We start from the raw sequence: 25,020 nt of genomic DNA, 5'->3' as shown, positions 1-25,020 counted from the left end.
TCCGTTCGTTCTCCCAAGTTTCTTCTAAATCCGCGTCTAAGCCTTCTTCGAGCAGGTTTGCGAGCATCTCTAGGCAAGTTACTCAACAACCTGCTCATTCCTCAAGCTGGCCCAACTAGACAGTGCCAAACGGGCCGAAATTCCAAAACGCAGACTACTTTTCTCCGATCGTTCGGAACAGACGAATTCAATCACCGAAATCATCTCCCTCCTCTCGAGAACACTTATTTGACAAGCAGGTCTGATATTGTTCTGTTTTCGTTGGAATCTTTGCTGTACTCGTCAATCTCCTCATCGACAACTTCACACAGTCAGTGATACTCTCACGCCATTCCTTGATGCCACGATCGCATCATATCTTGCTCAACCTCCAGTTCGCCGTGCCCTCACTCGGTAGAAATCTTAGGTCTGATCGCCGTCTACGTACTTCCGAAGTGACTGGACAACCGAGTCAGAATTTGGAATCGATGCGAGTCGGCATCGAAATGGCACTGGCCACGGGAATCCCCGATGAAGCGTGAGAATATCCCCACTGCAGTCGACCGAGCGAAGCTGCTGGCGTGGAATAAATCGGATAGCGAGTGTGCCACTCCGCTTTACGAAGAGTCCGCTCTCAACCAGAGTATAATGCTTGGGTTTTCCGACGATTATTGCATTAGCAAGGAGAACACCACCAATCGAGGCGAACAACCCCTGAACGAGTTCTACTGAAATAGAAAGCATGAGTCCACTCGCAAGGAAGACGAGACCACTCACGAACGAGAGTATTCGAACGAAACGGAGATATCGTGTATCGGCTCGTCCGAACCACTCTGCGAGCACGTCTTCGTATTGCTGAAGGATCACAGCATAGTAATTCATGGTTGTACCATAGAGAATGAGTCCCGTGATTGTGAGGAGTAGAGCTTCATCAGTCAAATCTTGTAGCAGATTCGCGTCCGGGATGATGCCGGAAGAAGTACCAATATCGGTGATCAGGAGAAACAACAGTGGTCCGAGTGAGAGCGCGAGATAGAGACGAGTGCGAACGAGTAATTCAGTAAGATCATCGCGAGCTATTGCAAGTGCAACGCCAAGCAAAAAGCCGAGGCAGGCTGTAGCGAGTGAGATACGCGAAAGATAGTGAGTACTCATGAGGAGTCCTACGACTATTAGGGCAAGAATGGCAGTATAAACGCCGAATGCAAGATCAAAGAGAGTTCGCTGTACCGGACGCTGGAACATTTTTTGATAGTTATCTGTATTTGATCAAAGTTCTTGTGTGGCAACTAGTTACGTGATCTACCAGTTGAAGGGAGGACATGGAATGAATACAATAGCAAAAGACAAGGAAAGGAGAAGGCCTTTGTTGAGTGTGCTTTGATATCGGAGTGCCTTGGTAGCTCAGGCTGGCAGAGCAACTCCTTTGTAAGGAGTCAGTCGAGAGTTCAAATTTCTCCCGAGGCTTTCCATACGGTTTGTGCACTCACATGTGAGGAACAAATTTCCTGAGTTTGTTTGGGGTTAGTATAAGATACTAACGTAGTGTTTCTTGGTCTGTGTACTGCCTCTCCTGTTGTCCCTTTTCGCAGTGGTTGCAGTTTAACGTTTGTCGTGCGGTTTAAACGGATCTCAGGGGAAATCTGAGATAGATGATCACCTTTATTAGAATTCTTGGAGAATGAATATTTAGTTGGCTCAATGAGCTCCAGAACTTTATTGCTTCAGTCGCGCTTACAAACAACACGCCAAGAGCAGCGCGATTTCCTTGGCTGGCTTCTCATTGGTATACTCACAACAGGACTCACGCTACTCCTTGGATTACCGCTTACACGGACACTTCCAGTTGTTGGTGTCTTTGCTCTCGGAAAACTGCTTGATCTGCTGATCGCTATCTTTGCACTCCCCAACGTGTTCGAAAGTCTTGTCCCAGGACTTGCACTCTTGGGTTTGAGTGTGTGGCTGTTCTTCAGAAATGGTCCATCGTTGATTATGATTGGAACTGCCTTTGCGAGCGGTTGGATTCTGCATAGCGCTATTCGTTCCTCGGGTAATCCGTAGAATAACTAATGAGACAAGTAAAACGAAATTAGGCTGGTCCGTTCAGCCGAGGACCGCTCCAAAGCGTCCTCCATAGTGGAGAAACAGGCATCATTTTTACTTGCATAATTATCGTAACTAACAAAGTCTGTGAACAAGATATAAGAGCTGCATAGATGGTCGAAATTACTCGCAGTTCACTTCTCTCTGTAACTACAGCATGCCTTTGCGTTATTGTCGTGGGTGTCTCAACTACTACGTTAGAATTGTCTCTCTCGACAAATTCAACACCGACGCTTTCATCCTCACAAACACCAAAATCCGGACTGTCGCTCCTCGCACTCCTTTATTTACTTCTAAATGCAATTCTATCTCTCTTTGGCCTTTCGCTAAATATGAAAGGAGGCGGGGCAGCAGGCTTTCCGCTAATTAACGTGATTTTGGACAGCTTACAGCAACTGTACAACCACCGTCTCGTCCTTATAACAAGTCTGTTACTGCTGATTATCTGCGTGCTGGGTTTGAAGAATCATGGCCAGATCACATTAGGCCACCTAAAGACACCATCCGATAATCAAAACACGACACCACGAGAACACACAGCAAGCGACTGGCCACGAGGAAAACCTTCTAACGATATCTCTAAAGCATGGATCGAAATGATTCAAATAGCAGAAATCGACGATCCTCAAGTTCGAACACCTAGAGAGTGTCAAGCTGCGGTAATCAAGGCAGGTTTTGATCCAAAAGCTGTGGAGACAATCACGAAGGCATTTGTCGAAGTCCAGTATGGTAACAAACCAGTAACGCCACTACATCACAATCGAGTCCAGGCGGCTCTCTCAGACCTACTTTCTACTAATGGTGCTAGCCAGGAATGAATCGATATCTGAATACTGCCCGCAAATGGACGGTACTTCTCGGAATCTCTTTACTAATTGTTGCGGGAGTAATGGTTGGACTCTCGAAAATAGAAATCGGGGGAACGTACGATTGGTTAAATAATAGATCGATTATTGGAGCCACTTTTGTTTCAATTGCGACGGTTGCAGTTGCGATGTTACTCAATATTAATTGGCTGACCACCGATTCAGGAGGCATACCCGCAACGCCAGAAACAACATCCGAGATTCCTCTAGCTGGATCAGAACTCGAGCAAATCGTGGCTAGTCGTGTCTTACCTCGGCATCTGCCGCCTAATGAGCGTACCCAAATCCAGGCACAGCTCCAAGAGACAGCGATACTGACTATCCAGCGAACGAGAGATGTGTCGCACCAACAAGCAGAAAGATTCCTTGAGCAGGGTGAATGGACCGAGAATCGAACAGCAGCCGCATTCCTTGGTGAAACAACGCCACCACGTGGATACCAACTCCGTAATCACGTCTCCAATCAACTTGCATTTCAGTATGGGGTTCGACAGACGGCGGTTGCAATTGTAGCAAATGAGAACGAGCACGGAGAAGCATGACGACTGTTCACCGAACTCACCGATGGCAGACAATATTCATTGTGGCCTTAGTTACGAGCTCAGCTGGAGTCTATCTCAAACAGCCATCACTTCTCTTAACATCAGTTGTCTGTATCGTGTACGTGACATACCCACTGTTGACATCAGAACCGGCAGTCGATTTGGCGCTATCTCGAACGCTTACTGATGAGACACCGGAACACGATGATTCGGTTACTGTCACCGTCACGGTGACAAATACAGGTAGGCAAACACTCTTCGATGTACGACTGATTGACGGGGTACCACCGCTCTTAGCAGTTACCGATGGGACCGCACGACACACAGCAACCCTACGTCCGGGTAAATCAACGACCTTCCACTATACAGTCAGAGCAAAGTATGGCACCCACCAGTTTGAGCCAGCAACAGCTGTCGTCTATGATATCTGTGCCAGCACGCGAGTCCAAACAGAAATTTCGTCCAAGACGCAGTCAGCCATAGAGGAGACACTAGAATGTACCGTTGAGATTCGGGATTTTACCTTGCAACAGACACAGCGCCACACTGGCCAGACGAGTGCCACTGTTGGTGGATCTGGCATCGAGTTTTATCAGACACGAGCGTACCAGCGTGGGGACTCGGCAAATCGAATTGATTGGCGACGGTTTGCACGAACAGGGGATCTGACGACGGTTGAATTTCGAGAGGAACGGCTCACAACGGTCATTCTCTGTCTTGATGCACGAGAAGAAGCGTTCCGCACCCGTCGAGCAACTGAACCACATGCAGTCTCCTATAGTGTTGCTGCCGCGACGAAGGTAGCGACACTCCTCAGTGAACGGTCTGTGCGCATTGGCGTCGCAATCATTGGAGAAGAGTTCAAGTGGCTAGCTCCAGGTATAGGGCAGTACCACCAAGCAGAAGTTTCACATCTCCTCAAGAATCACCAGACCCGTTCTGTAACTCCCGCACAATCCATACAAGACACAGACCCTTCCGATCAGATACGAAGCTTTCTCGCACGGAGTGGAAAAAGCGTTGATGTGACGTTATTTACTCCGTTACTAGATGATTTTGGAGTGACCGCGGCACAACATCTTACGGTAGATGGTCATACACCGACGGTAGTGAGCCCAGATGTGAGCACGGATGAAACTCTTGGCACAGAACTTGCTCAAATTGAACGAAAGAATCGAATCCAGATGCTACAGGATGCACAGATACCGATTTGTAATTGGCAACCAGGAAACCCGGTTGTCTGGCCGAGTAGGTAAGAGAGATGGAAAGTATGGACAATTCCAATACGCGAATTACGACATACCCGAGTTATACGAGTAGTACCATTGCTCTCTGTGCTGCAGTCTGTGTCGCTGGTGTTCTTACGACACACCCGGTCCAACGAAAAATCGTTGGCATCGAGGCAATAGGGCTGCTCATACTCCAGTTGAGTATTGTTGTACAGCGTCGCTGGAATCGCATGAGTGGACTTGCATGTATACTGTTTGGGAGTCTCCTCACTACCATCTCCCTTGGACTGGGTATCGTTTTCCCGATAAATCTCATTGAACGGAGCGCCTTCGTCGGCGGGATGTTTGGTCCGGTCATGCTGTTACTCGGGCTCTATCCACTTCATGAATCTGTATCACGGTCGCTCACCGGGATCAGTACGGCGCTGCTCATCTATAGTGCTGTAGTAAATGGATGGGCAGCACAATTGAGCCACCAGCAGTTGCTCGGAGCGATCATGCTAACGATCCTGGCGTGGGATGCCGCTGGACATGCAATTTCACTTGGGAAGGAAGTTGGGCGAGGATCACGCTCATTGGTGGTGGCTAGCGTGCACACAGTGGGTACTCTCACCGTCGGTATTGGAGGAGTATTGATAGCAGATGTGTTCGATCGTCTCCGAGCGGTAGCGATACCAGCTGCATCATTTACGCTTCTCTTAGGTGTTTTGCTTCTGTTGCTATTCGCGCTCTATCTTGGTGATCTAGAGAGAAGTTGAGAGACAGAGAACTGAAACAAGAGTTAGTTCGGCAAGTCTTCTGCCCGGTTCCCACGCATGGTCAACACGGGAAGCCACTGAGATCGTCGCAGTCGCAGTCTTCCAGTTCAGCATTGTCTTCGTCCTCGGAGGGGAAGATATCGAGCGTCCCGTCGTCCGTTGCGGTTTCGACTGCAGCCATGTGCTTGCAGAATGCGTTACGGTGGATATGCTTAGCTCTTTAGCTATGAGGAGTTTGTAGCCCAGACTGCGTATAGATCAAGACGGGGGTCCCGTGGGTAGGTTACTTCCGCTTAAGCGATTAGGCAACAGAAATCGGATTGCTGTCTTGATTAGCACAGGTACTACATGCTAGTTGGGGTGAAAAATACAACTGGCAATCGGCGGTGTTCGGTCAAACTGGCTCTGTTGATATCCCATTAGTCAGTCATTATTCTCGGTGAAACGCCCGTTGAGTAGGTGTACGAACGTAGCGGGAGAATGCTTATGACAAGACGAGAAAGAGTATTACGGAATGTCGTCACCTGATCCCAATACGGAAGGATTGGGCTTTTCGCTTCGCAATGCGATTTTAGTTGTCCTTTTCTTTTCAATTTTTCACCTCGGAAGGGGGTGGGCGCGGGGAATCCTGGAAGAGAACTATACGATAGGCATATTGGGCTTGATACTTGCTCTTGTACCGATAGTCTGGCTACTATTTGTGATCAGAGAGGCCTATTTCTGAAAATCCATAATAAGGTACTCAATCGAAATAGTCAGTCGCAGTCTCAAGCACTTCCACAGCATCAGATGTCGTCCCAGTGGGAGCGACAAGATCACCGTGTGTACGCTCGATCAGCTTTGCGTCGTTGAGGCGGGGCAAATGGCGATGGGTGAGCGCGAGAGCGAGCGCTGGGTTGGTCGACGGTTCGGGGAAATCGTCCTCATGTTCGCCATCACTACCATTGAACTGCTCTGTGAACTACTCTAACTGTGACTCAGCAGCTAATTACCATGGCAGAAAGGAGGCTGCTTGGAAGGATGGCGCAGGCCTGAACCAGCTAGCGAGAGGCTGACAGAGAGGATTAGCCTTCGGACATGTCCGTTACTGCCATTCCGATCCCGTATGTCAGTGAGACTAACGCGACACCGAACATGAGAAGCCACAAGATAAGAATGAGGTTAAGCGGAACGCTCCTCACTCCCTCGGGGAGGCCGCGCTTTACTGCGATCTTATCTGGAACGATTGGGCGGTAGACCAGCTGTACAACCATCAGAACGAGTCCAGTGGTGGCACCGAAGGCAATCGTCCACCAACTTCCGCCATCGTAGGGGGTCTGTCGGAGGATACTGACATAGTCGATCATGAGCGTAACCCCGATGGAGTACAGGAGACAGATGGTAATAGTTACTACAGAATAATCCAGTAACAAAAAATGCGAACTGAGGCCGATACATATCCCTGCAACCCCACCAACGAGTGCTGCTCGCTTCGTTGGCGGATTTCGAGTTGCCTTCTTGGGTGCTGAAGACGGAGTGGAGTGGTTTGATCGATCGGGGTTCCATCTGATACTCACCAGCTGTTGACGGGGGAATCGGTTCGGAGGGTACCGTTCAACATACAAGAATAGCTATGGTTGTAATAAAGAAACCGATCTTCTATATCGAATTGTTCGTGAGTTCTCGCCGTCTACAGATAAGCAAGGCGAGTGCCTCGGGGGCTGACTCCGAGGGTGAAGCCGACACGAACTGTTAATTGGTATGATTCGTACAGCAGAGTACAGTCAGAAACTCAAATACGGTGCATCAAGCCCTCGATGAACGCACGCCAGTCGAGGAGGAAAACTAGACGGTGCCAAACTCGCCGAAATCCCAGAAAACAGACTGTTTTTCCCCTGATTGTTCGGAGCAGCCGAATTCAATCACCGAAATCACCACCAGCTTGCACGGTCAATATATACCACGAAATGCATAGTAATCGGCTCAAGAGTGCCAAAGGGAGCTACCTCTCATGAGGTTAGAGCGCAGAATCCACATCTGCAGGAAGAGAGCCTCTGTGTTCATTGTATCGTCGCTAATAGAGATCTGCACTGTTGGATCCGATGTCCGAACGGCCGTATTTGATCGTCAAGACGCCAGCAGCTGCAAGAACGAGGCCACAAAGACTCACTACGAGTTGAACGAGAACGTGATTCAACAAGGAGTAGTGAGCCACAGACCCAACAGTACTGGCGAACTGATTGGTCGGGATCCATCCGAAGAGGAAAAATCCAGCCGGTATGAGACCAAGTAAGATCATCAGCGCTCCTAAAAAGAGATCCGCAATACGATCAATATCCATCACTCATCAGTACTTGGTCAGGGCGCTTAGTTCTTTAGCGGTGAGGAGTTTGTAGCCCAGACTGCGCATAGATCGATTCGGGGGTCCCGGGGTTTGTCCACTTCCGCTTATGATTTTCATAAGTAGTGATTTTCGGCCTCTCGATTAGCCGCTTACAACTCAACAGCGCTCATCGACGCAATAATATTCGCTTCCGTGGGCGCAGCGAGATACGGCTCAATCGCGTCATAGCTTGACCAGCCACCGAGCGCCATCACAATCCGCGGAGATACGTTCTCCTCGACCAGCAGGTGATTCGCCCAGCAGCGGCGCAAGTCGTGGGTAGACACCCGCCGATAATCGTCGTTGCCCGTTTCATCGGCAGCACGGTCGGCAGCATTCTCAACCCAGTACTGGACAGTGCGTTTCGACCGTCCAATCAGGGGGTCATCGTCCCGAAGACCGGCCTGCTGGACGTACCGATTGATCGTTGCCTCAACCTCGACCGGTAACCATGTCTCGCGTTGCTTCCCGCCTTGGTAGCTTCCAGTCGTATCCTTCCCGTTCGTGACTTCGAGTTCGTAGTGGCGACCGTCGTCCATCCGCGAGATGTCCGAGGGCGTGACACCGAGTACTTCCGTGACGAGAAGGCCACAGTCACCCATCAACCGAATGGCGATCTCGTGTTCAAACGAGTCGGCGGCGCGGGGGATCGCCCGATACTCCTCCCGACTGAGCCAGACATTGAACGTCCCGTCTTCATTGCGTGTTAGTTGTGAATTTCGTGCAATAGAGAGGTTGGGGACGGTACTATCGAAATGTTGAATCGGCTGCTTTCGGTAGTTTCGCGAGTTTGTGTTTCTCTACAAACATGCACTCATTCTGCTCTCCGAATTTGGATGGTGTTGTGTCTCGACTATTATCTATAATTTCGATTGATTGTTTAAGTATTATTTAATCAAATTTAAACAGGCATAGTATATTGGAATATTAGAGGTTCATCACAGATGTCAAGACGTGACGCTGACTCACAGACGCACAGTAAACAACTGAATAACCGCGTTGAGGATGGCGGCGGCTGTACGGAGACATGGTCGGCGCTCTCAGAGATGCGCAACTCCGGTATACGACGCCGGGATGTTCTCACACACGTCGGTCTCACCCTCGGCGCCATCACCGCCGGCAGCAGTGTGCTGTCCGGATCCGCGACAGCAGTCGCCGACAACGACGTCGACAAGACGCCCGTTCGCGGGCGCGAGCGCGCACAACTCCTCAAACGTGCGAACACGTCCTCGAAAGTTGACGAAGTCGCGGACATCCTCGGGGAGACCCCCGAGGCAACGGCGGCCTTCGAGTACGACAACGGCGAGGAGACGGGATACGGGGTCACGTTCGGTACCCCTGGGGAACAGGGGACAACGATCACGTACTACGAGTCCGACGCCATCAAGGGCGGGTCGACTGCCAAGGGCGGCACGCCCGTCGGTGACGGTGTCCGCGGTGCAAACGCCGGTCCAACGACGGTCACGTTCGACTTCGGTACCTCGCTCGTCCAGAACGTTGCGCGCGCCGTCCCGGACGACGCCGTCGACGCTGCCACCGCCGACGGTGACCTCGCACGACGCCAATCAATTCTCGTTCGCGGCCGCAACCGCTTTGACATTTACGTCCCCGTCACGCGCAACGATGAATTCGTTGGTCGCGTTGTCATGACGAGTGACGTCGCTCCGGCGACAGTGACGAGCGCCGACCTGTCGGTCGCACCGAAACGGAATGACGATGGCATCTCCACCCAGAACCACGTCATTTGCGGCCCATGGGGTACGGTCTGTACGAACTACTGCACCGTGTTATGTTCGGCTCTCGCTGGACTCTCCGGTGCGGCGTGCACGAGTGCGTGCTCCGGAACCATTGTGGGCATCCCAATTTCGCCAGCGTGTGGTGCCATCTGTGCCGGCGTGGTTGGCGGCACATGCTACCCGACCTGCACTGGATTAACCGGACATTGATAGGTCTCAAGCGAATACGTCCTACTCATGAATGTCTCATTCACGTTAGAGGAGGGGAGTGCCACGCTCATTGTGGCAACCGTTATCGCGGTCATGACGTGGTACAGCGCTGGTATGACCGGTATCCCCCGCATCACGAGTGCCGTGATTTCGTGGCTCATCGCGGCCGTAGTCATGGTCGTTGGCCTCTGGCTGCTAAATTGACGGCGAATAATTAGTCCACCAGTACAGCAGGCCAGCAAACCAATTGAAATCGTTGCTCCGTGCAGCGAATAGACAGCGATCACCGACTGCTTTGCATCATCTCCAAGACCCAACGATCCACTGGGCACTGTCTAGTTTAGCTCCTCCTCGACAGGTGTTCGGTTGTTGAGCGATTGATGCTGTCTCTGATGATTATAGTAATGCACAAACTGTTCAAGCCACTGCTGGACGCTTGGCCGACTGCCCATCCACGACGTATGAAAGCGGTCGATCCGCTGTTTGAGCGTGTGAAACCATTTTTCGATGGTGTTTCGCTCGGTATAGTCAAGGTGACCGCTCAATCCAATTCGAAAGAGGGCGGTCCGATAGCCGTAGCCATCCACGAGAAACACTGCGTCTGAGAGATCGTGTTTCTCGGCCAGATCAGCTAGAAACGCAGCCGCTTGATCAGTGCCGTGCCGATCAAACACTTCGATACCAAGCAGCAGCTTTGTGTCGGTGTCTATTGCAGCGTACATCCAAGACCACTCGCCGTTAATTTTGACAGCGGTTTCGTCCACCGCGACCCGCGTCGGTGATGCCGACGGCGGGTCAGAAACACTGTCAGCCAGTCGATGTACCCACTGAAAAATCGCTTGATGAGAGCGTTTTACACCGAATAATCGGAGAATTTCTTTTGTTTCTCTGAGCGAACAACCAGTCGCGTGGAGGCGGACGGCAAACGCCCTGACGGGCGTTGCCGTCCGCTCATTCTCCCAACATTCAAGATTCGCCGTCTCTAACGTTTCACTGAGCAGTTCTTGGTTGAGCATGAACACCAAAACCACGGAACTGCTCGCTTCTTAAACTGGCCTAACTACTTGACTTCGCACGTTTATATAGTGGAATTCACCCCTGCTGGCAGCGTGGAGACTAAGCAACCGCGGTGCGTATACTTGATCGGGCGTTCAAGGACGCGGTAGTGGTCCACATAGCTCGCATGGAAGGTGCGCGTCCTGCCACCAGGCAGGAACCACCAGACGTGGGAGTTTGGCCCTGGCGCGTCCGAAAACGCCCTTTTCGTAACTTACATACGGTCGACGTAGCTATATACTTCTCTAAGAGCCAGCCCATCAGTTACAAAATGACAGTTCTCCAACGTGCGAAGTCAAGTAACTAGACAGTGCCAAACGCACTGAAATCCCAGAACGCAGACTACTTTTCCCCTGATTGTTCGGAGCAGTCGAATTCGGCCATCGAAATCGACGACAGTTGACACGTTAATATGTGACCACGAAATCACATATATCGACTCAAGGGTTCTGAGAGTCGTCTACTGACGTTTTGAGGTTGGGGAATAGAAAGCGGCTGATGTTGGTTAGAGGGAGTGAATAAACTAGTAAAAAGACTGATGATACCTCCCAGAAATTAGAGACTATGTTTGAATGGCTCTTTCCACATTGGTCAAATCCTGCTCTCCTCGCTGCGATCGTTGGGGCGCGAATTTTCATCAATATGGTACTGACGATGATTATGGCACAGTCAACTAGTGCTACGTCGCGTTCTACAGTTGCAATGGCTGTTCTGACCGCCCTTTCAGCGGTTTTAATGGTTACCGTGCTTCGTGGCAGTCTCGGACTCAATGCGTCCTATTTCGAATTCGTTCTCCAACTTATCCTCCTCATACTTACAGGATACGCCATCGCTTCGAACCCTGAAGATGGACGGTGGAGAGTCACTGTTGTTATCTCCCTTGGCGCTATTTTACTACTGCTCATTATGATACCTCTCTATGGTGAGGCCACAGTTGCTCCCTGACCAAACGATTACTGATTGCGAGATGTTGGATCGGGTGGAATACGCCGAGCACTACTAAATGAAGATACCACCAGTAACTGAGCATAGATTGGTTTGGGGCACTGGGGTGGTTCCACTCCCACTTATCGGTCTAGGTAGTAATAGATCGGCATTCGTTTTGAAAGGAGATCTACCTCTCGAAAACATCCATCATGAACAATATGACCACACAGAGTCCAACCAGGATAATCCAAACAAACGTGTCAAGACCAAAGATATCCGGGAGAGGAGACCCCACAAGTTGAGCTACCACTGCAGTTAGCAGGATAGATACGACACCAATCAGGTTCCCACGAAGGTTCCCTTGTGTAGTGGTCATCATCCTCAGATTCTGGCCATAGTGCATTAAACCTTGAGTCGTCGTCGCTAATAGAGATCAGCAGTGTCGGACCCTATATCCGAACGGCCGTATTTGATCGTCAAAATACCAGCAGATGCAAGAACGAGCCCACAAAGGCTCACTACGAATTGAACGAGAGCATGATTCAGCAGGGAATAGTGAGTCACAGTCCCAACATTACTGGCAAGCTGATTGGTCGAAATTCGTTCGAAGAGGAAGAATCCAGCTGGTATGAGACCAAGTAGGATCATCAACGTCCCTAAAAAGAAATCCGCAATACGATCCAGTACTTGGTCAGGGCGCTTAGTTCTTTAGCGGTGAGGAGTTTGTGGCACAGGCTGCGCACAGATTGATGTGGGGGTACCGGGGTGGTGTTACTTCCGCTTATCGATTTAGGCGGTAGACGATCGAGTCGTGCTGAATAGGCGGGATATCTTTTATTATTGCTACCACTATTCTCGAGTATGGTTAGTCTGCAAGTCACGCTGTCACTCAGCGCCGGTATTCTTATCGCTCTTATCGGAGCGATCTGGATTTTTAAAGATGCAAACAGTAGAAATATGGGGACAGCGGTAGATTGGGCAGTGGGATTCTTCGTCGCATTCTTTCTGTTGCCAATCCTCGGGGGTATCGTCGTACTAGCCATATATACAAGCCGTCGAAATCGAAGAAACGGCAGAGGAAAGCCAACTCTCGCTCCTTTTGAAAGATAATCTTCAGCACCCACTTGCTGGCACTGTTTAGTTACGCCTCATCGTGTTCCGCCCAGATTGTTCCAAGGCGCGTCTCCACCCACGGCAGGACGACTGCCTCAAACAGAGCAGTCACATCAGCTGGGAAGTTCCGATCTTCTGCATCACTTGTCCCTGCAGCCGGAAACGGATGGAAATGATCCCGTGTATTGTGATTTTGCTCATGTCGATCCCACCGACAACGCTGGATCTCCCCGACGTAGGTCTCGATGTACGAGACATGAAACGTACCGTTCGTGTAGACTCGTAATTCGAGTCGGACATCATCAACAGCGTCCGGATAATAGTCGACATTCAGGTGGATGAGCAGTGTTTCCTGCTTGTTCGCGGGGAACAACGATGTGGTGTTCACCTCGTCCAAACTGGCAAGCACCCGGGCAAGATAGCGAAGCAACTCCTCGTCAATCTTCTGTGTCTCATCAGCCTTGTCAGCCACGATTAGGCAGCCTCCGACTCCGAATCGGCCGCTCGCTGCTTTCGCACATCATCAAGGCGTTTGATTCGGCGTCGCACAGTTTCCCACTCGCTAAGCTCCATCCACACCTCTTCGACCTGGTCGTAGTCAGCGTGGTCAAGTACGTCGACATCACCTGGACGGTCGGCGTCGTACCGCTCTCGGAGCGCTTGATCCCGCGTTGTGAGTTCGTCGAGCCTGCTTTGAAGCTGCCCCGGCGAAAGCTGTTCGAGGCGGCTTCGCTTACGCCACTCGAAGTAGGACTCGTTCCGTTGGTACGTCGCAGGGTTTTCGGCAACGAGTTCAAGAACGCCGATATCAACAAGGCGTTCCAGGTGACGACGGGCGGTATCTGGTGCACAATCAGCCCGCTCTGCGATTGCAGCCACTCGCGCTGGTTCATAGAGTTGGAGTGCGACCCGGTAGACCCGCTCATCGGCTGGTTCCGAGCCCAGTTTTGTCTCGAACTTGCCTGCGAGATCGAATTCGGAGGTCGGGTCAATGTCTGGCATGGCTTAGTTAGTAACTAGCGGTATTGACTAATATATTTTCCTCTCACCGATCTATTTCGTCAGCAGTATCCTAACATCCGATATCTCTCGATCACTCACCCTGCAGGTGCTGATCAAAGCTGAAGAAACAGATCATTCGGGAGATGCTTCAGGAAAGGACTTGCGGAGATCTTTCGCTGTAATCGCTGTTGCGTCGCGTTCAGCGGCCTGCATCGCTGCATCGTCAATAATACCGACGATATCTGCACTACTGAGACCTTCCGAACGATCAGCGAGATACTGGTAGTCGTCCTCGTCGAGAGCAGTCGGCAGTTCACGGAGCCGCACGCGGAAGATTTTCTCCCGCGCTTCCTGGTCGGGCAGACCCACCTCGTACTGCTGATCAAAGCGCCCTCGGCGAGTAGCGGCTTCATCAAGCAAATCCGCGCGGTTTGTCGCCGCGATAAGCAGAAAGCTCGGTTCTTCATCGTCTAAGTGCGCCAGAAACTCGTTGACGACTTGAGCATGCTCACGGTGAAGATCGTTCCCACGACCGGCAAGGAGTGCGTCGATCTCGTCAACGAAGATCACACACCGGTCGAATTGCTCGGCCTCATTGAACAACTGGTTGACTTGCTCAGTGGACTCGTTCACCCACCGGCTTTTGATATCGCCAGCGCTCAGCTCGAGGTATGGATGGCCCAGTTCGCCAGCAATCGCTCGAGCGAAGTGTGTTTTCCCGGTACCAGGAGGGCCATGGAGAAGGATACCGTTCGGTGGCGAGACGTTGAACCGCTCGTAGGCAGCATCGGTATGTGAGAGTGGGCGAAGAACCGATCGCATAATATTGCGTTTGAGGGAGTCCATGCCACCGACATCGCGAAAGCTCGTGGTGGGAGCTGACCGCCAGTCAAATGTGAGATCTGGCTGAATATCAGCCATCTCCTCTTTGTCGTGATTCCGGTGCTGACTCTGCTCTTGTCGTGTAATGGGTTGGTTTTCCTGTTGGCTACGATCTTCAGCCGATCGTACTCGCTGTTTCTCTGTCTCCTTAGAGCGGTTTTCATTTGTTCCGAGAACTACTGAAAAACTTCTCAACTGTACTGGAACGCATGCTATCCAACTGAGACCCATCAGCCATGGATTGTCGAGCATTGGAGCCACACGGAATAGTTGCAAAACTTCTGCAAGCTGTGGGGAAAAGTGGCTCCAAAGTGGAAGAAACCAAACTCCAGTTAACAGAGTGAGTCCGGTAATCTCTCCAAGAATCCATCCGGTATCTATCTCTTGAATATCTACACGGACAACTAGCCTTAGTAGGTCATACATTATCGAGGTTATGAAAGTTGGAAGGGTCCAGATAGCATAGATACTGATAATCGCTGGGATGAGTACACCAACAATCGAGGCTAGTTCACCTGCTGCTAATAATAATACAATTGGAACAAGTAAATAACACGCTGAGGCGATCAGCGTAGAGAGCGCAATTCTGGCAAGTCTCTGTGGGGAACGTAAGGAATTGTTCTGCGCTACGGTGGACGTTGTGTTTTCTTGACCGTCCATGAGTTATCTTATATTTTCTCCTTCATAAACCCATTATGTCAGATGGTTATCTTGAACTCCGCTTCTCCCTAGAGTCGGCCCAGTCGTTCAACGTACTTTGGTTCGCTTTTGATCCATTCTCAGATGGATCTATAACTGGATTTTCGCGATAGTGTCCGAGACCAGCTTCTGCCCAATCGAGAGGGGAGCGGTCAAGATTCCGCAATACGAAATTCGTTCCGACACGAGCATCATTTGCAGCACGCTTTCCACCGTTCTTTATGTGCTTTCTCTCCTTCGCCATGAATGCTGACCCCTGTCCCGTCTTCGGTTCTTTAATTCTGGATCCAGCACGGCTTTTTATGTTGCTAACGGTTGTATTAGCTTTACTGACGCCTCCACTAACGGCTCCACCAGTAAGACGCTGATCAAGAGAACCTGCCTTAGAACCTGCGTAGCTACCTGCCTGCTTCCCTCCAAAGCGTGCTTGGTTCATGATACTCGCACGGCTCGACTCCTGTGATCCGCCTGCTGATGCAGCTGAACGACTTCGAGATGTCCGTTTCCGCCGACTACGTACTCGACCAGGAACAAAACCCGATGACATGGCTGTTTTCAGCCCATAGATCGCAGGTGCGACCAAGCCAATCAACCAAAAGAGGAACGACTCGAGCACATCGTTAAACGAGCCAGGATCCGATCCTGCAGTGGCCGCTGCCTGCGTGGTAGCACCGGATCCAGTGATCCCCATCGCCGTCGCACCCACAAACATGAGCGCGGCCATGAAAATACCCGCAAGCAGGAGCGAGAGCGTCGCGTTGATGAACATCTTCGCGGCTTTCGCTGAATCCTCGAATGGCCCGAAGTCGAGATAGAGCATCACCGCCAGAATCGGCAGCGTCACAAACATTGCTACGAAGAGGAACTCCCGAATTACCAGCATTGCAAAGAGAAGGAGAATTCCGATAATCGAGGTTACACTCAAAATCACCATGCCGACTGCGACGACGCCTGCTGAAGCGGCTGCACCCTCCATCCCAGTTTTGAGCATCTCGGTCCCGAACGCGCCATAGCTATCAGGGTAAATGTAGGCGATAACGGCGTTCACCAGCAACAGGCCGAAATGCATGAGTTGCCGCCCCACGGCAACAAAGATAATCGCCTTGAGCGCCTTCCAAACCAGGATAACACTATCCACGTCGGCATTCTTTGAAAATGGCTGTGAGGCAAAGCCAGCCATCACCACGACCACAAGCAATTGGGGGAAGATACCCAACAGATGATCAAACGCCTGGAGATATTGTGGATCGGTATAGGGGCTATCGAACACCAAGAACGTGTATACACCGCCGGACATCAGCAGTCCAACAAAGCCCATGAGTTTGGTCATAAGCCATGTAAACAGATCTGCAATCCAGCCAGTGAATCCAGCAGCCAAAACGAATGATGTCATTTCTGCTGGGAGATGCCCGGCTCCGACTGTAAGCTTAGGAATCGTAAGTGTACCATCGTGAGCGATGGAGGCACCGTATGTTCGGAGGAAGCTGAGAACCATTGCGTATCAAATTTCTTTCGTTTGATTGTATATCTCTGCCACATCATGAAAATATTCTCTTAGATTTTGAGAATTATCGTTGCTTGAGATAGTGAAATGGAAGATAAAACAGTACAAACGCAATGGAAGCGATGAACCCCTTACTCAGTGCCAATAGTGCACTATAGATGTTGAACGGCGATGGTGCAAATCGGATCAGATTATGCGATGGAGCATAATAGAGCCCTCGTGAGTCAGTAGTGATACCGCGAAACGTGGCCTCGACAGCACTCTCATCACGCGTAACGACAACAACACCGTCCTGATTGGTAATGACACGGCCTTGGACGGCCCCGTGGAGATAGATCGGTTGGTTCCTAATCGGGGACCCAGTCTGTGAGTCAGTAAGCTCAATCCGTACGTGTGTCTTATCCTGTTTCCGCAGTGTGATCGAAACTGGGTGCTCTGTTACACACCTCGTTTCCAGTGGAATCTCATCACCATGGATATCATAGAGGGTAGTGAGTCGCTGATCGACGTTTGTGATGAGGACACGAGTGGATGTCCGGGGTGAGACCGATGAGAGGTTAACGGTCGGATTCAGCGGAGCAGCCTCCGAAGCAGGCGGACTAGTGCGAACTCGCCCAACCGTTGCCGTCGACGCTGCTTGTGGGGCCGTGGGCACGATCGTTGGCGTACTACGAACGGCGAGAAGTTGCTTTTCGAGAACACCAGGTGGCGGGACTGTTCTCTGTGAGGTCATGTTGGGTGACGAAGAGTGATTGAGCGACCGGTTGAGTCGGACAGACGGTCGTGTTGTATTGTGTGAAAGCGTCGTGTTTGGTCGTTGTGTGCCGATCGTTGCATTCGAATACCGATGCTGGGAGTAAACACCCCATACGTTCTGGAGACGCATCTGCCCTGAATCAAATGCTGCGTAACTCCAGTGTCGACGATTAGTGACGGTCGTCGGTCCATCTAAACGCAGCACAATTCGTTCGAGTTCGCCGTTGTCAGTGACAAGTGTTTGTGTCGCGTTGAGTTGCTGATTCGGTGTGATCACGACGGGTGCCGTGTCGCGTACAGTATGTGAAAATAGAGTCGTATTCGTAGTTCCATTCACGTGCTGCCATCCAGAACTCGTCCGAATAGAGACGGTCTTGTGAATGGCCAGCTGTGTTGTGATCGTCCCTTGAACGACCATCGTCGTTCGTCCAGTTGCTCGTGCATTCGTGTATGTAAGCGGGCGCGATGCACGTGCTTCAGAGGTTTCCGTCGAAATCCATGTTTGAGACCCAATTCTGAGAGACCGATTGACCGACTGGCTCGTGATGGAATAGTTGAAACAGGTTTTCGTGCCATTCGTGACCCTGCAGGTTCGATTTGGAAGTACTGTCGAATAATCGAGTGCAGCGAGAATAGTCCCGTTCTTAGGAAGCAAAAAGAGGGCTTGTGAGGACGTGTTCGCCTGACCAAGACGGGTTTGTGTTCCGTGTTCCGTTCCCAGGATTGTTACATGCGCATTGTTGACGACAGTGCCGTTCGAGCGATTCGAATCGGGAAACCACATGCTCGTCGAGCGATTGTGTGGAAAAGTCTGGAGATTGGAACGGCGGTATTCAGCGAGTGTCTGATTGTGAGGACCGACTCTATAAGCTGGCTGGGACGTTGAATAAACGAAATCACGGGCTTCACTGATATTCGCGGCTGAAATGTTCGGGGACTGGAGGACCGTTCGGAGGTCTGGTTGAACGAATGGCGGCAATGCACCGATGTTGGGATCCAGGTCATCAGAAACAAAAACGTCAGTAGCGGTAGCGAGTCGAGTGGTGTTGGCGCTGGTTGCAAATGAGCTTAGCAACAGAAATGACACTACAATGCCAAGAATCAGTGGTTGAAGAGGTGTGTCTGTGAGAGGCATTCGTGATGGAAGTGTTGCTGATGCAAGTTCGCTGATGAGATACTGGAGACTATTCGACTATCATTAGATGAACGGTGGAACGATCATTCCCGGAGCGAGATTTTCGAACAGGGTGACAAACACATTATAGCTGACCGAGAGAACGACCATCCCAGCGCCACCCCAGAGAGCACGCCACCCCCATTGTGTCCGATTTGTATTTCGGCCGGAGATAAACCACATCGCTGCACCAACGAGGAAAACGATGACTCCAATCTGCCCGAGCGTGGTCGCGACGAATTGCTCGATTTCACTAAGCGAATTATTGATTTCGCTTTGTTGAGCAGCAGCGATTCCAGTGCTAACACTGATCGCAAACAGAGCGGTGACTAAATCCGTGACTCGGTGTGGGTATGTGTGGCGCATGCATGATTTAGTTCTTTTTTCTATGGTAAAAATTTTAGGTATTATGAATAATATCCTGAGTTTTAGAGAGAGTAGCAAATCACTCAGATGAATTTGGAATTGGTCTCATTACAGCAGGACAACCAATCCCAGTCTGTACTATCAATACTGGTCCATATGCTTACGGCATCAACGATGGTTTTTCGGGAAAACGCGATTGAGAAGCCGGGTCAATGACGCAGTCCGTGCGATTCGAGTGGGTTGACCACGGCTGGTCGGGGAACCTCACCCGCAAAGGTCTCAACCAAGTGGATACAAGCCCGTCAGTTGCCTCCATGGGTCAGTTGCCAAGCTCCCAATGTGAGGAATCCTCGCGCTTGAGCGTGGAGAGGATGGCAATCCACAAAATCCAGATTGAAAGTGAGATTTGAAAACAGGAGAGGATTTTTCATCATTCACGATGTATGGATTAGTTGGTAGTAGAGAGACTACCGGGGGAGGGACTAAACGACACCTATGACAGCAACTCATAAAAACGGGAGTGGCGACACGGGTCAGGGTGAGAAAACAGAACGGTACGCTGTGGTAGTTGCTACGAAAGGAGAGAGCATAGATATCGTGCTTCATGGGATAGCAGCTGCTCAAGCAGAACAAATCGCAGCTCAAAAAAATAGAGAAATGGACAGAAAAACCTCGGTTCATGCAGTATCCGAAAAGCAGGTCGAGAAGGCCCACCAACACTTACAGCGACTTCTCACATCGTGACCCAATCCAGTGCTGACCCGATCCACAGTGAGCACCAAAGAACATGAGTGAGTCAGAGACCTGCGAGTACACACTTAGTGAGAAACTCCTCTATTGCTGTTCCGACAGTATACCGAACGTGTGTATGTCCGATGTCGAACATCGCGATCTCATCTATGATTTTTCGGGAAATGTTTCTATATGAACCGTCTCGCCCACTATTCGACGGTCACACTCTTGGCGAGGTTTCGAGGTTTGTCGATAGAGCGTCCCTTCTGATTCGCGACGTGATACGCGAATAGCTGTAGGTAGACGTTCGCAACGACCGGTTCCATCAAGCCAACATCCGGAACTTGGAATGAGATATCGAACACTGCATTTGGGTCGGGGTCTGACGTGAGGCCGATTGTAGGTGCACCCCGGGATTCGACTTCTTTCACGTTGTGCAAAGTTTCTGCTGCGTTCGTTCCTTCGGTTAGAATTGCAAGGACAGGCGTGTTTTCCGTGACGAGTGCAAGTGGACCGTGTTTGAGTTCGCCGCCCGCAAAGCCCTCTGCATGGTCATAGGAAATTTCTTTGAGTTTCAACGCACCCTCGAGTGCGACCGGATATCCGAGTTGCCGACCGATGAAAAAGAAGGAATCGCTGTCAGCAAACTCCTCTGCGGTCTGGCGGACCGTCGATTCGGCATCGAGGACCTGCTGGATCGCACCGGGAACTTCGGAAACAGCGTTCAGGATAGTCGATGCTTCATTCGATGAGAGAGCGTTTCGTTGGCGGCCGAGATAGACGGTCAGCAAGGTAAGCGTCGTTACCTGTGAGGCGAATGTCTTTGTCGCAGCGACACCGATTTCCGGACCGGATCGAATATACAGAGCATCATCGGCTTCACGGGCCATCGTTGAACCAACGGTGTTTGTCACCGCGAGCGTCCGTACGCCTGCGCCTGCACCTTTTCTAAGAGCCCGTAATGTATCTGCTGTCTCACCGCTTTGGGTGACTGCCACGACGAGCGTTCGCCACGGATCACGATTCTCTCGGAATTCGTACTCACTTGCGATCGAAACCGAGACGCGCACGTCCGCGTATCGCTCTAAGAGTTCCGCAGCGTACAATCCAGCGTAGTATGACGTCCCGCACGCAATTATCTGGATTTCATCGAGAGAGCGACAGTACTCTTCTGACAACGATAGGTCGAGGTCGACAACACCAGCGACTTCGTCGACACGACCGGAGAGTGCTTGACGGACAGCTTGGGGTTGTTCGTGGATCTCCTTGCGCATGTAGTGCTCATACCCGCCCTTTTCGGCAGCATCTGCATCCCAGTCGATGACCCTGCGCTCACGCTCGACGATAGTACCGCCGTTCACGATCGTGTGACCACTCTCGGTGATGTGTGCGATATCGCCATCTTCGAGGAATGAAACCGTTCGTGTGTGGTCGACAAATGCCGTCACGTCGCTCCCGATGAACGTGGCGTCGTCAGCATGGCCGATAACGAGAGGGCTGTCTTGACGAGCAACGACAATCCCATCATGGCCAGCTGCAGTGACAGCAATCGCAAAACTTCCCTCAAGCATCGCGACGACTGCTTCGACGGCATCAAGGAGATATTCGGTCTTGTCAAGTTCGTCTTCGATCAGGTGGGCGACGACCTCGCTATCCGTCTCGCTCGTAAACACATGGTCGCCAATGAGATCTCGTTTGAGCGTCTCATAGTTGTCGATGATGCCGTTGTGAACGATCGCGACCTCGTTTTCACAATCGGTATGTGGGTGTGCGTTTTCGTCGGTCGGCGCACCGTGAGTACTCCAGCGAGTGTGGCCGATTCCACACGTCGCATCGGGTATCGAAGGAACGGTGAGGTCATCGATTTGTCCGCTTTGCTTGTGAACATGCAGGGACCCATCGAGTAACGCAACTCCGGCGGAGTCATAACCACGATACTCTAAATTCTTCAAACTCTGTGCAACGATCTTCGAACAGTTCCCGTCGCCAAGATAGCCTGTTATTCCACACATGAATTAGCCTCGCACGATTGTCGCATCATCTGCAATTCGACCGCTCACGACCGCACCACTTTCAACCGTGACACTCTCGCCGATGACGGTTCCTGGTTGCACCGTAACATTCCCTTCAAGTTCTGCATAATCGCCGACCAGACCACCGAACTCGACATCACGATGGATTTCTTCATCGAGTGTGAGTTCAGCGTCCCCGCCTTCGATCGTGGAATTCGGGCCGACAGTGGCGTTCGCTCCAATGATACAGTCTTTCACGACCGCACCGGGACCAATCGTGGCATCAGGAAGCACAACAGTATTTTCAACAACTGCATTTGCACCGATGGAAACATTCTCACCGATAGACGTCCCACGAAGCACGACGGCACCGGGAAGGATGGCCACGTTCTCGCTCAGAAGAAAATCATCGTGGAGCGTGGCAGTCGATGCGACGTATCCCGAGTGAGCTGTTTCGGCGTCCGGATTCGATCGGTGTTGGTCGACAGTGTAGTCGTTGAGTACGAGCAGGTCCCATGGATACGAGACATCGCCCCATAGACCAGTAACCGAAATTGCCATGAGTGGCCGAACCTCCGATTGTGTCTGTAATGTCGTCGTGAGTGCCTGTTCGCCGAGATTCTCGGTCTCTCGAATTGAATCGAAGATCTCTGGGCCAAACGCGTACACACCTGCGTTAATCTGTCTCGACGACGTCGTTCCGGGAAGTGGTTTTTCGACGATATTTGTAACCGTCTGACCGTCGAGTTCAACGACTCCAAACCGGTTCGGCATATCGACTTGCGTCACCGCGATACATGATTGTCCTGTTTGACGGCGTTCGTCGATCAGGTCTTCGATGACCTGTGATTCGAGATAGCGATCACCGTTCAATGCGATGAAATCTGACTCGATGTATGGTTCGGCTTGTAAGAGCGCGTGACCAGTTCCAAGCTGTTTTTCCTGGACAGCATAGGTGATATCGACATCCCAATGGTTCCCATTGCCGAAATGGTTCTGAATTCGCTCGCGATGATAGCCGACAACGAGAACGATTTCTGTAATCCCGGCCGCAGACACCGCTTCGATGACGGACTCTAACAGTGGTTTGTTCCCGACGGGGAGCATAGGCTTGGGACGGTGGTTCGTAAGGGGGCGCAGTCGTGACCCCTCACCAGCAGCAAGAATAACCGCTTTCATCAAGAAATAAACTCGTCTGAGAGTGTATAGTCCTTTCCATCGATATTTATTTTTATATTTGAATTTTAAGTGAGGTTAAAGTTTGAGATACTTCGGGTGAGATATCGCATCTCGTGAGAGCGCTAGGAGAGTTCATGGGAAGGTAAAATTCAGATAAGTGATGAAACAAAGTTACATTATTATGGGGGCTAATCTAATACACAATGGAATTGTTGATAATCGGGTCCGACGGAGCAAGTCCCCGTCTCCTCAACTACTACTTGCAGAAAGGACGGATGCCCAGCCTTCAATCATTTCTCGAAACACCGGAGACCGAGATGAAACCCATGGCTTCTCGATTTGCTGGAAATGACGTCCCCCATACCGGTCCTGCGTGGACGTCAATTTACACGGGGCTTCGGGCAGAACAACACGGCGTCACTGAGGAAGGGTGGGTCGAAGGTCGGATATCGTTGTCCCCTCATTTCGAGAATACTGTTTTCTCCCGGTTGATGGATGACGGCCTCACGGTGGGGTCGTTCACGATGCCAATCACATATCCGGCGCAAGTCGGGAACGATAGTTCGTGGATGCTTTCGGGATATCCGTCGAGCGAACTCACTGACCGGTTACTGTCTCCCGCCGAGAAACAACCAGCACTCCCCGACGATTATTCGAACCTCCAAGCAAAGCATCTCCTCGCAGAGGACGGGCCCAAACCACCGGAAAAGTGGGTCGAATCGGAACGTCGAAAAGTGAACGACGTCCTCCCCTGCCTCGCAACGGGGGACGAAGACGTGTTGTTCTACGGCACCCAGATCACTGACGTGATGGGGCATCGAGCGCGATACCGACCCTTCCTGCTAAACGGTGCTCTCAATCTCGCCTGCGAAAAAACGAATGACCTTCTCGGGACTGTAATCCAGCCTCCACGGGTCGGCTCGATTGTGTGGACGAAAGAAATGCGAACCGCCTACGAGACCTTAGACTGGGTATTCGGAAAACTGATAGAAAAGTACCAACCCGAGGACGTTCTCCTCGTGTCCGATCACGGGTTCCAGTTGATCGGGGCAGACCATGCGTTTCTTGGTGTGAGTGCTGCGACGTCGGGCATCGAGCGGCCAGAATCGATCTTGGAAGTCAAGCGTGTAATTCTTGACCGCTTTGGAATCGATGAGCATCAGGAATCGACGACAATCGACCGCCCACAAGACGAACTCGACGAAGAAGACGAGGACGTGATGGGACAACTCGAAGCGCTTGGATACCGATAAATACGTGGGCTGTAGTTAGCACATCATACTAACCCCCCTTTTCGATATTGTACGATGACCTCGTTCGGGCGAGTAACAGCACAGAATACCGAACGATATCAGTCACAAACACGATGAGAGAAATCGAAGTTCAAATTCGAGTGGAAAAGAGTCCATGATCAATGGTAAATCACCACTAACTTGATACACGTTTATAACCAAACTACGTGACGATGAGCCTCATCACTGCAATCGGGATATTCATTGTCGGATTTCTCTCAGGGACAGTAATGCGATGGTTTGCAGGAATTGCAGCGATCATCGCTCTCATATTGGTCCTCATCGGCGGTGTCGCACCTGCCCCCATCGAATCAGTAGTCAACCACGTTATCCAGCAGTACTACGTTGGAAACGAGTTGTTGTTTCTCTCGGGGTTCCTGTTCGGCATTGATGCGAAAAAGACGAAGAAGGAGGTCGTAGAACGAAGGACTTCGGGAAGTTAACCACTGGATTTCATTATTCACGCGACCACCGTGAGGTGATGAGATGTTGCGAAAGATGACCAAACGCTATGGTATGGACGAGTGGACTTTTCCATCTC

General features: G+C 51.1%; 24 protein-coding genes and 1 tRNA gene. 12 read left to right on the top strand and 13 right to left on the bottom strand.

Annotation, left to right across the window (positions count from 1 at the left end; all coding sequences use genetic code 11):
• Positions 1 to 402: 402 nt before the first annotated feature.
• Positions 403 to 1,224, bottom strand: a complete 822-nt coding sequence (locus tag LJF34_RS28210; protein ID WP_231190099.1) for a hypothetical protein — start codon at positions 1,222 to 1,224, stop codon at positions 403 to 405.
• A 148-nt stretch (positions 1,225 to 1,372) separates the two neighbouring features.
• Here LJF34_RS28210 and LJF34_RS28205 point away from each other — a divergent pair.
• From LJF34_RS28205 to LJF34_RS28175, 7 genes are all read left to right on the top strand, one after another.
• Positions 1,373 to 1,446 (top strand) — tRNA-Thr (locus LJF34_RS28205).
• A gap of 234 nt (positions 1,447 to 1,680) precedes the next feature.
• Positions 1,681 to 2,040, top strand: coding sequence for a hypothetical protein (locus tag LJF34_RS28200; protein ID WP_231190097.1), 360 nt, complete (start codon positions 1,681 to 1,683; stop codon positions 2,038 to 2,040).
• A gap of 155 nt (positions 2,041 to 2,195) precedes the next feature.
• Positions 2,196 to 2,900 carry a DUF4129 domain-containing protein gene (locus LJF34_RS28195; protein WP_231190094.1) on the top strand — a complete coding sequence of 235 codons (705 nt, stop codon included), beginning with the start codon at positions 2,196 to 2,198 and terminating at the stop codon, positions 2,898 to 2,900.
• Positions 2,897 to 3,490, top strand: a complete 594-nt coding sequence (locus tag LJF34_RS28190) for a DUF3375 domain-containing protein (protein ID WP_231190091.1) — start codon at positions 2,897 to 2,899, stop codon at positions 3,488 to 3,490. Before LJF34_RS28195 ends, LJF34_RS28190 begins: the two co-directional genes overlap by 4 nt.
• Positions 3,487 to 4,746: a DUF58 domain-containing protein gene (locus tag LJF34_RS28185; RefSeq protein ID WP_231190088.1), complete on the top strand. Its 1,260-nt coding sequence runs from the start codon at positions 3,487 to 3,489 to the stop codon at positions 4,744 to 4,746. Before LJF34_RS28190 ends, LJF34_RS28185 begins: the two co-directional genes overlap by 4 nt.
• A gap of 203 nt (positions 4,747 to 4,949) precedes the next feature.
• The gene (locus tag LJF34_RS28180; protein WP_231190085.1) at positions 4,950 to 5,477 is read left to right on the top strand and encodes a hypothetical protein; all 528 of its coding nucleotides are present in this window, start codon (positions 4,950 to 4,952) and stop codon (positions 5,475 to 5,477) included.
• 820 nt (positions 5,478 to 6,297) lie between these two features.
• Positions 6,298 to 6,447: a hypothetical protein gene (locus LJF34_RS28175; protein WP_231190082.1), complete on the top strand. Its 150-nt coding sequence runs from the start codon at positions 6,298 to 6,300 to the stop codon at positions 6,445 to 6,447.
• A 94-nt stretch (positions 6,448 to 6,541) separates the two neighbouring features.
• On the opposite strand, the gene LJF34_RS28170 is transcribed toward LJF34_RS28175, so the two are convergent.
• From LJF34_RS28170 to LJF34_RS28160, 3 genes are all read right to left on the bottom strand, one after another.
• On the bottom strand, positions 6,542 to 6,823 hold the full coding sequence (locus tag LJF34_RS28170) for a hypothetical protein (protein ID WP_231190080.1): 282 nt from the start codon (positions 6,821 to 6,823) through the stop codon (positions 6,542 to 6,544).
• A 707-nt stretch (positions 6,824 to 7,530) separates the two neighbouring features.
• The gene (locus LJF34_RS28165) at positions 7,531 to 7,797 is read right to left on the bottom strand and encodes a hypothetical protein (protein WP_231190078.1); all 267 of its coding nucleotides are present in this window, start codon (positions 7,795 to 7,797) and stop codon (positions 7,531 to 7,533) included.
• A 152-nt stretch (positions 7,798 to 7,949) separates the two neighbouring features.
• Complete coding sequence (locus LJF34_RS28160) at positions 7,950 to 8,567, bottom strand: site-specific integrase (protein ID WP_231190101.1); 618 nt, start codon at positions 8,565 to 8,567, stop codon at positions 7,950 to 7,952.
• A 216-nt stretch (positions 8,568 to 8,783) separates the two neighbouring features.
• On the opposite strand from LJF34_RS28160, the gene LJF34_RS28155 reads away from it, so the two are divergent.
• Entirely contained in the window at positions 8,784 to 9,785 is a 1,002-nt protein-coding gene (locus LJF34_RS28155) for a hypothetical protein (RefSeq protein ID WP_231190076.1), read from the top strand.
• A 335-nt stretch (positions 9,786 to 10,120) separates the two neighbouring features.
• On the opposite strand, the gene LJF34_RS28150 is transcribed toward LJF34_RS28155, so the two are convergent.
• The gene (locus LJF34_RS28150; RefSeq protein ID WP_231190074.1) at positions 10,121 to 10,801 is read right to left on the bottom strand and encodes an IS6 family transposase; all 681 of its coding nucleotides are present in this window, start codon (positions 10,799 to 10,801) and stop codon (positions 10,121 to 10,123) included.
• Positions 10,802 to 11,543: 742 nt separating this feature from the next.
• Here LJF34_RS28150 and LJF34_RS28145 point away from each other — a divergent pair.
• Positions 11,544 to 11,786 carry a hypothetical protein gene (locus LJF34_RS28145; RefSeq protein WP_231190073.1) on the top strand — a complete coding sequence of 81 codons (243 nt, stop codon included), beginning with the start codon at positions 11,544 to 11,546 and terminating at the stop codon, positions 11,784 to 11,786.
• Between the two features lie 169 nt (positions 11,787 to 11,955).
• Here the strand turns inward: LJF34_RS28145 and LJF34_RS28140 are convergent, their stop codons facing one another.
• The 6 genes from LJF34_RS28140 to LJF34_RS28115 all read right to left on the bottom strand — a co-directional run bounded on the left by LJF34_RS28140 (position 11,956) and on the right by LJF34_RS28115 (position 19,264).
• Positions 11,956 to 12,144 carry a hypothetical protein gene (locus LJF34_RS28140; RefSeq protein ID WP_231190071.1) on the bottom strand — a complete coding sequence of 63 codons (189 nt, stop codon included), beginning with the start codon at positions 12,142 to 12,144 and terminating at the stop codon, positions 11,956 to 11,958.
• Positions 12,145 to 12,909: 765 nt separating this feature from the next.
• Entirely contained in the window at positions 12,910 to 13,353 is a 444-nt protein-coding gene (locus LJF34_RS28135; RefSeq protein WP_231190069.1) for a hypothetical protein, read from the bottom strand.
• Between the two features lie 2 nt (positions 13,354 to 13,355).
• Entirely contained in the window at positions 13,356 to 13,883 is a 528-nt protein-coding gene (locus LJF34_RS28130) for a helix-turn-helix domain-containing protein (protein ID WP_231190067.1), read from the bottom strand.
• A 132-nt stretch (positions 13,884 to 14,015) separates the two neighbouring features.
• Positions 14,016 to 15,425 carry an ATP-binding protein gene (locus LJF34_RS28125; RefSeq protein WP_231190065.1) on the bottom strand — a complete coding sequence of 470 codons (1,410 nt, stop codon included), beginning with the start codon at positions 15,423 to 15,425 and terminating at the stop codon, positions 14,016 to 14,018.
• Positions 15,426 to 15,471: 46 nt separating this feature from the next.
• Positions 15,472 to 16,857 carry a hypothetical protein gene (locus LJF34_RS28120; RefSeq protein WP_231190064.1) on the bottom strand — a complete coding sequence of 462 codons (1,386 nt, stop codon included), beginning with the start codon at positions 16,855 to 16,857 and terminating at the stop codon, positions 15,472 to 15,474.
• A gap of 2,065 nt (positions 16,858 to 18,922) precedes the next feature.
• Complete coding sequence (locus LJF34_RS28115; RefSeq protein ID WP_231190063.1) at positions 18,923 to 19,264, bottom strand: hypothetical protein; 342 nt, start codon at positions 19,262 to 19,264, stop codon at positions 18,923 to 18,925.
• Between the two features lie 495 nt (positions 19,265 to 19,759).
• On the opposite strand from LJF34_RS28115, the gene LJF34_RS28110 reads away from it, so the two are divergent.
• Positions 19,760 to 20,008: a hypothetical protein gene (locus tag LJF34_RS28110; RefSeq protein ID WP_231190062.1), complete on the top strand. Its 249-nt coding sequence runs from the start codon at positions 19,760 to 19,762 to the stop codon at positions 20,006 to 20,008.
• Positions 20,009 to 20,205: 197 nt separating this feature from the next.
• On the opposite strand, the gene glmS is transcribed toward LJF34_RS28110, so the two are convergent.
• Positions 20,206 to 22,008: a glutamine--fructose-6-phosphate transaminase (isomerizing) gene (gene glmS, locus LJF34_RS28105; protein WP_231190061.1), complete on the bottom strand. Its 1,803-nt coding sequence runs from the start codon at positions 22,006 to 22,008 to the stop codon at positions 20,206 to 20,208.
• A 3-nt stretch (positions 22,009 to 22,011) separates the two neighbouring features.
• Positions 22,012 to 23,187: a sugar phosphate nucleotidyltransferase gene (locus LJF34_RS28100; RefSeq protein ID WP_231190054.1), complete on the bottom strand. Its 1,176-nt coding sequence runs from the start codon at positions 23,185 to 23,187 to the stop codon at positions 22,012 to 22,014.
• Positions 23,188 to 23,390: 203 nt separating this feature from the next.
• Between LJF34_RS28100 and LJF34_RS28095 the strand changes: the two genes are divergently transcribed.
• Together LJF34_RS28095 and LJF34_RS28090 are read left to right on the top strand one after the other, a co-directional pair.
• A complete protein-coding gene (locus LJF34_RS28095) occupies positions 23,391 to 24,440 on the top strand; it encodes an alkaline phosphatase family protein (protein WP_231190052.1) in 1,050 nt (349 codons plus the stop codon).
• A 212-nt stretch (positions 24,441 to 24,652) separates the two neighbouring features.
• Positions 24,653 to 24,922 (top strand): hypothetical protein, encoded by a 270-nt coding sequence (locus LJF34_RS28090; RefSeq protein ID WP_231190050.1) that lies wholly within the window; start codon positions 24,653 to 24,655, stop codon positions 24,920 to 24,922.
• The last annotated feature ends 98 nt before the right edge of the window (positions 24,923 to 25,020 follow it).

Source organism: Haladaptatus sp. DYF46 (assembly GCF_021083305.1).
Lineage (GTDB): Archaea > Halobacteriota > Halobacteria > Halobacteriales > Haladaptataceae > Haladaptatus.
The sequence above is the reverse complement of the archived record's forward strand: the minus strand, read 5'-3'. Positions and strand labels throughout refer to the sequence as shown.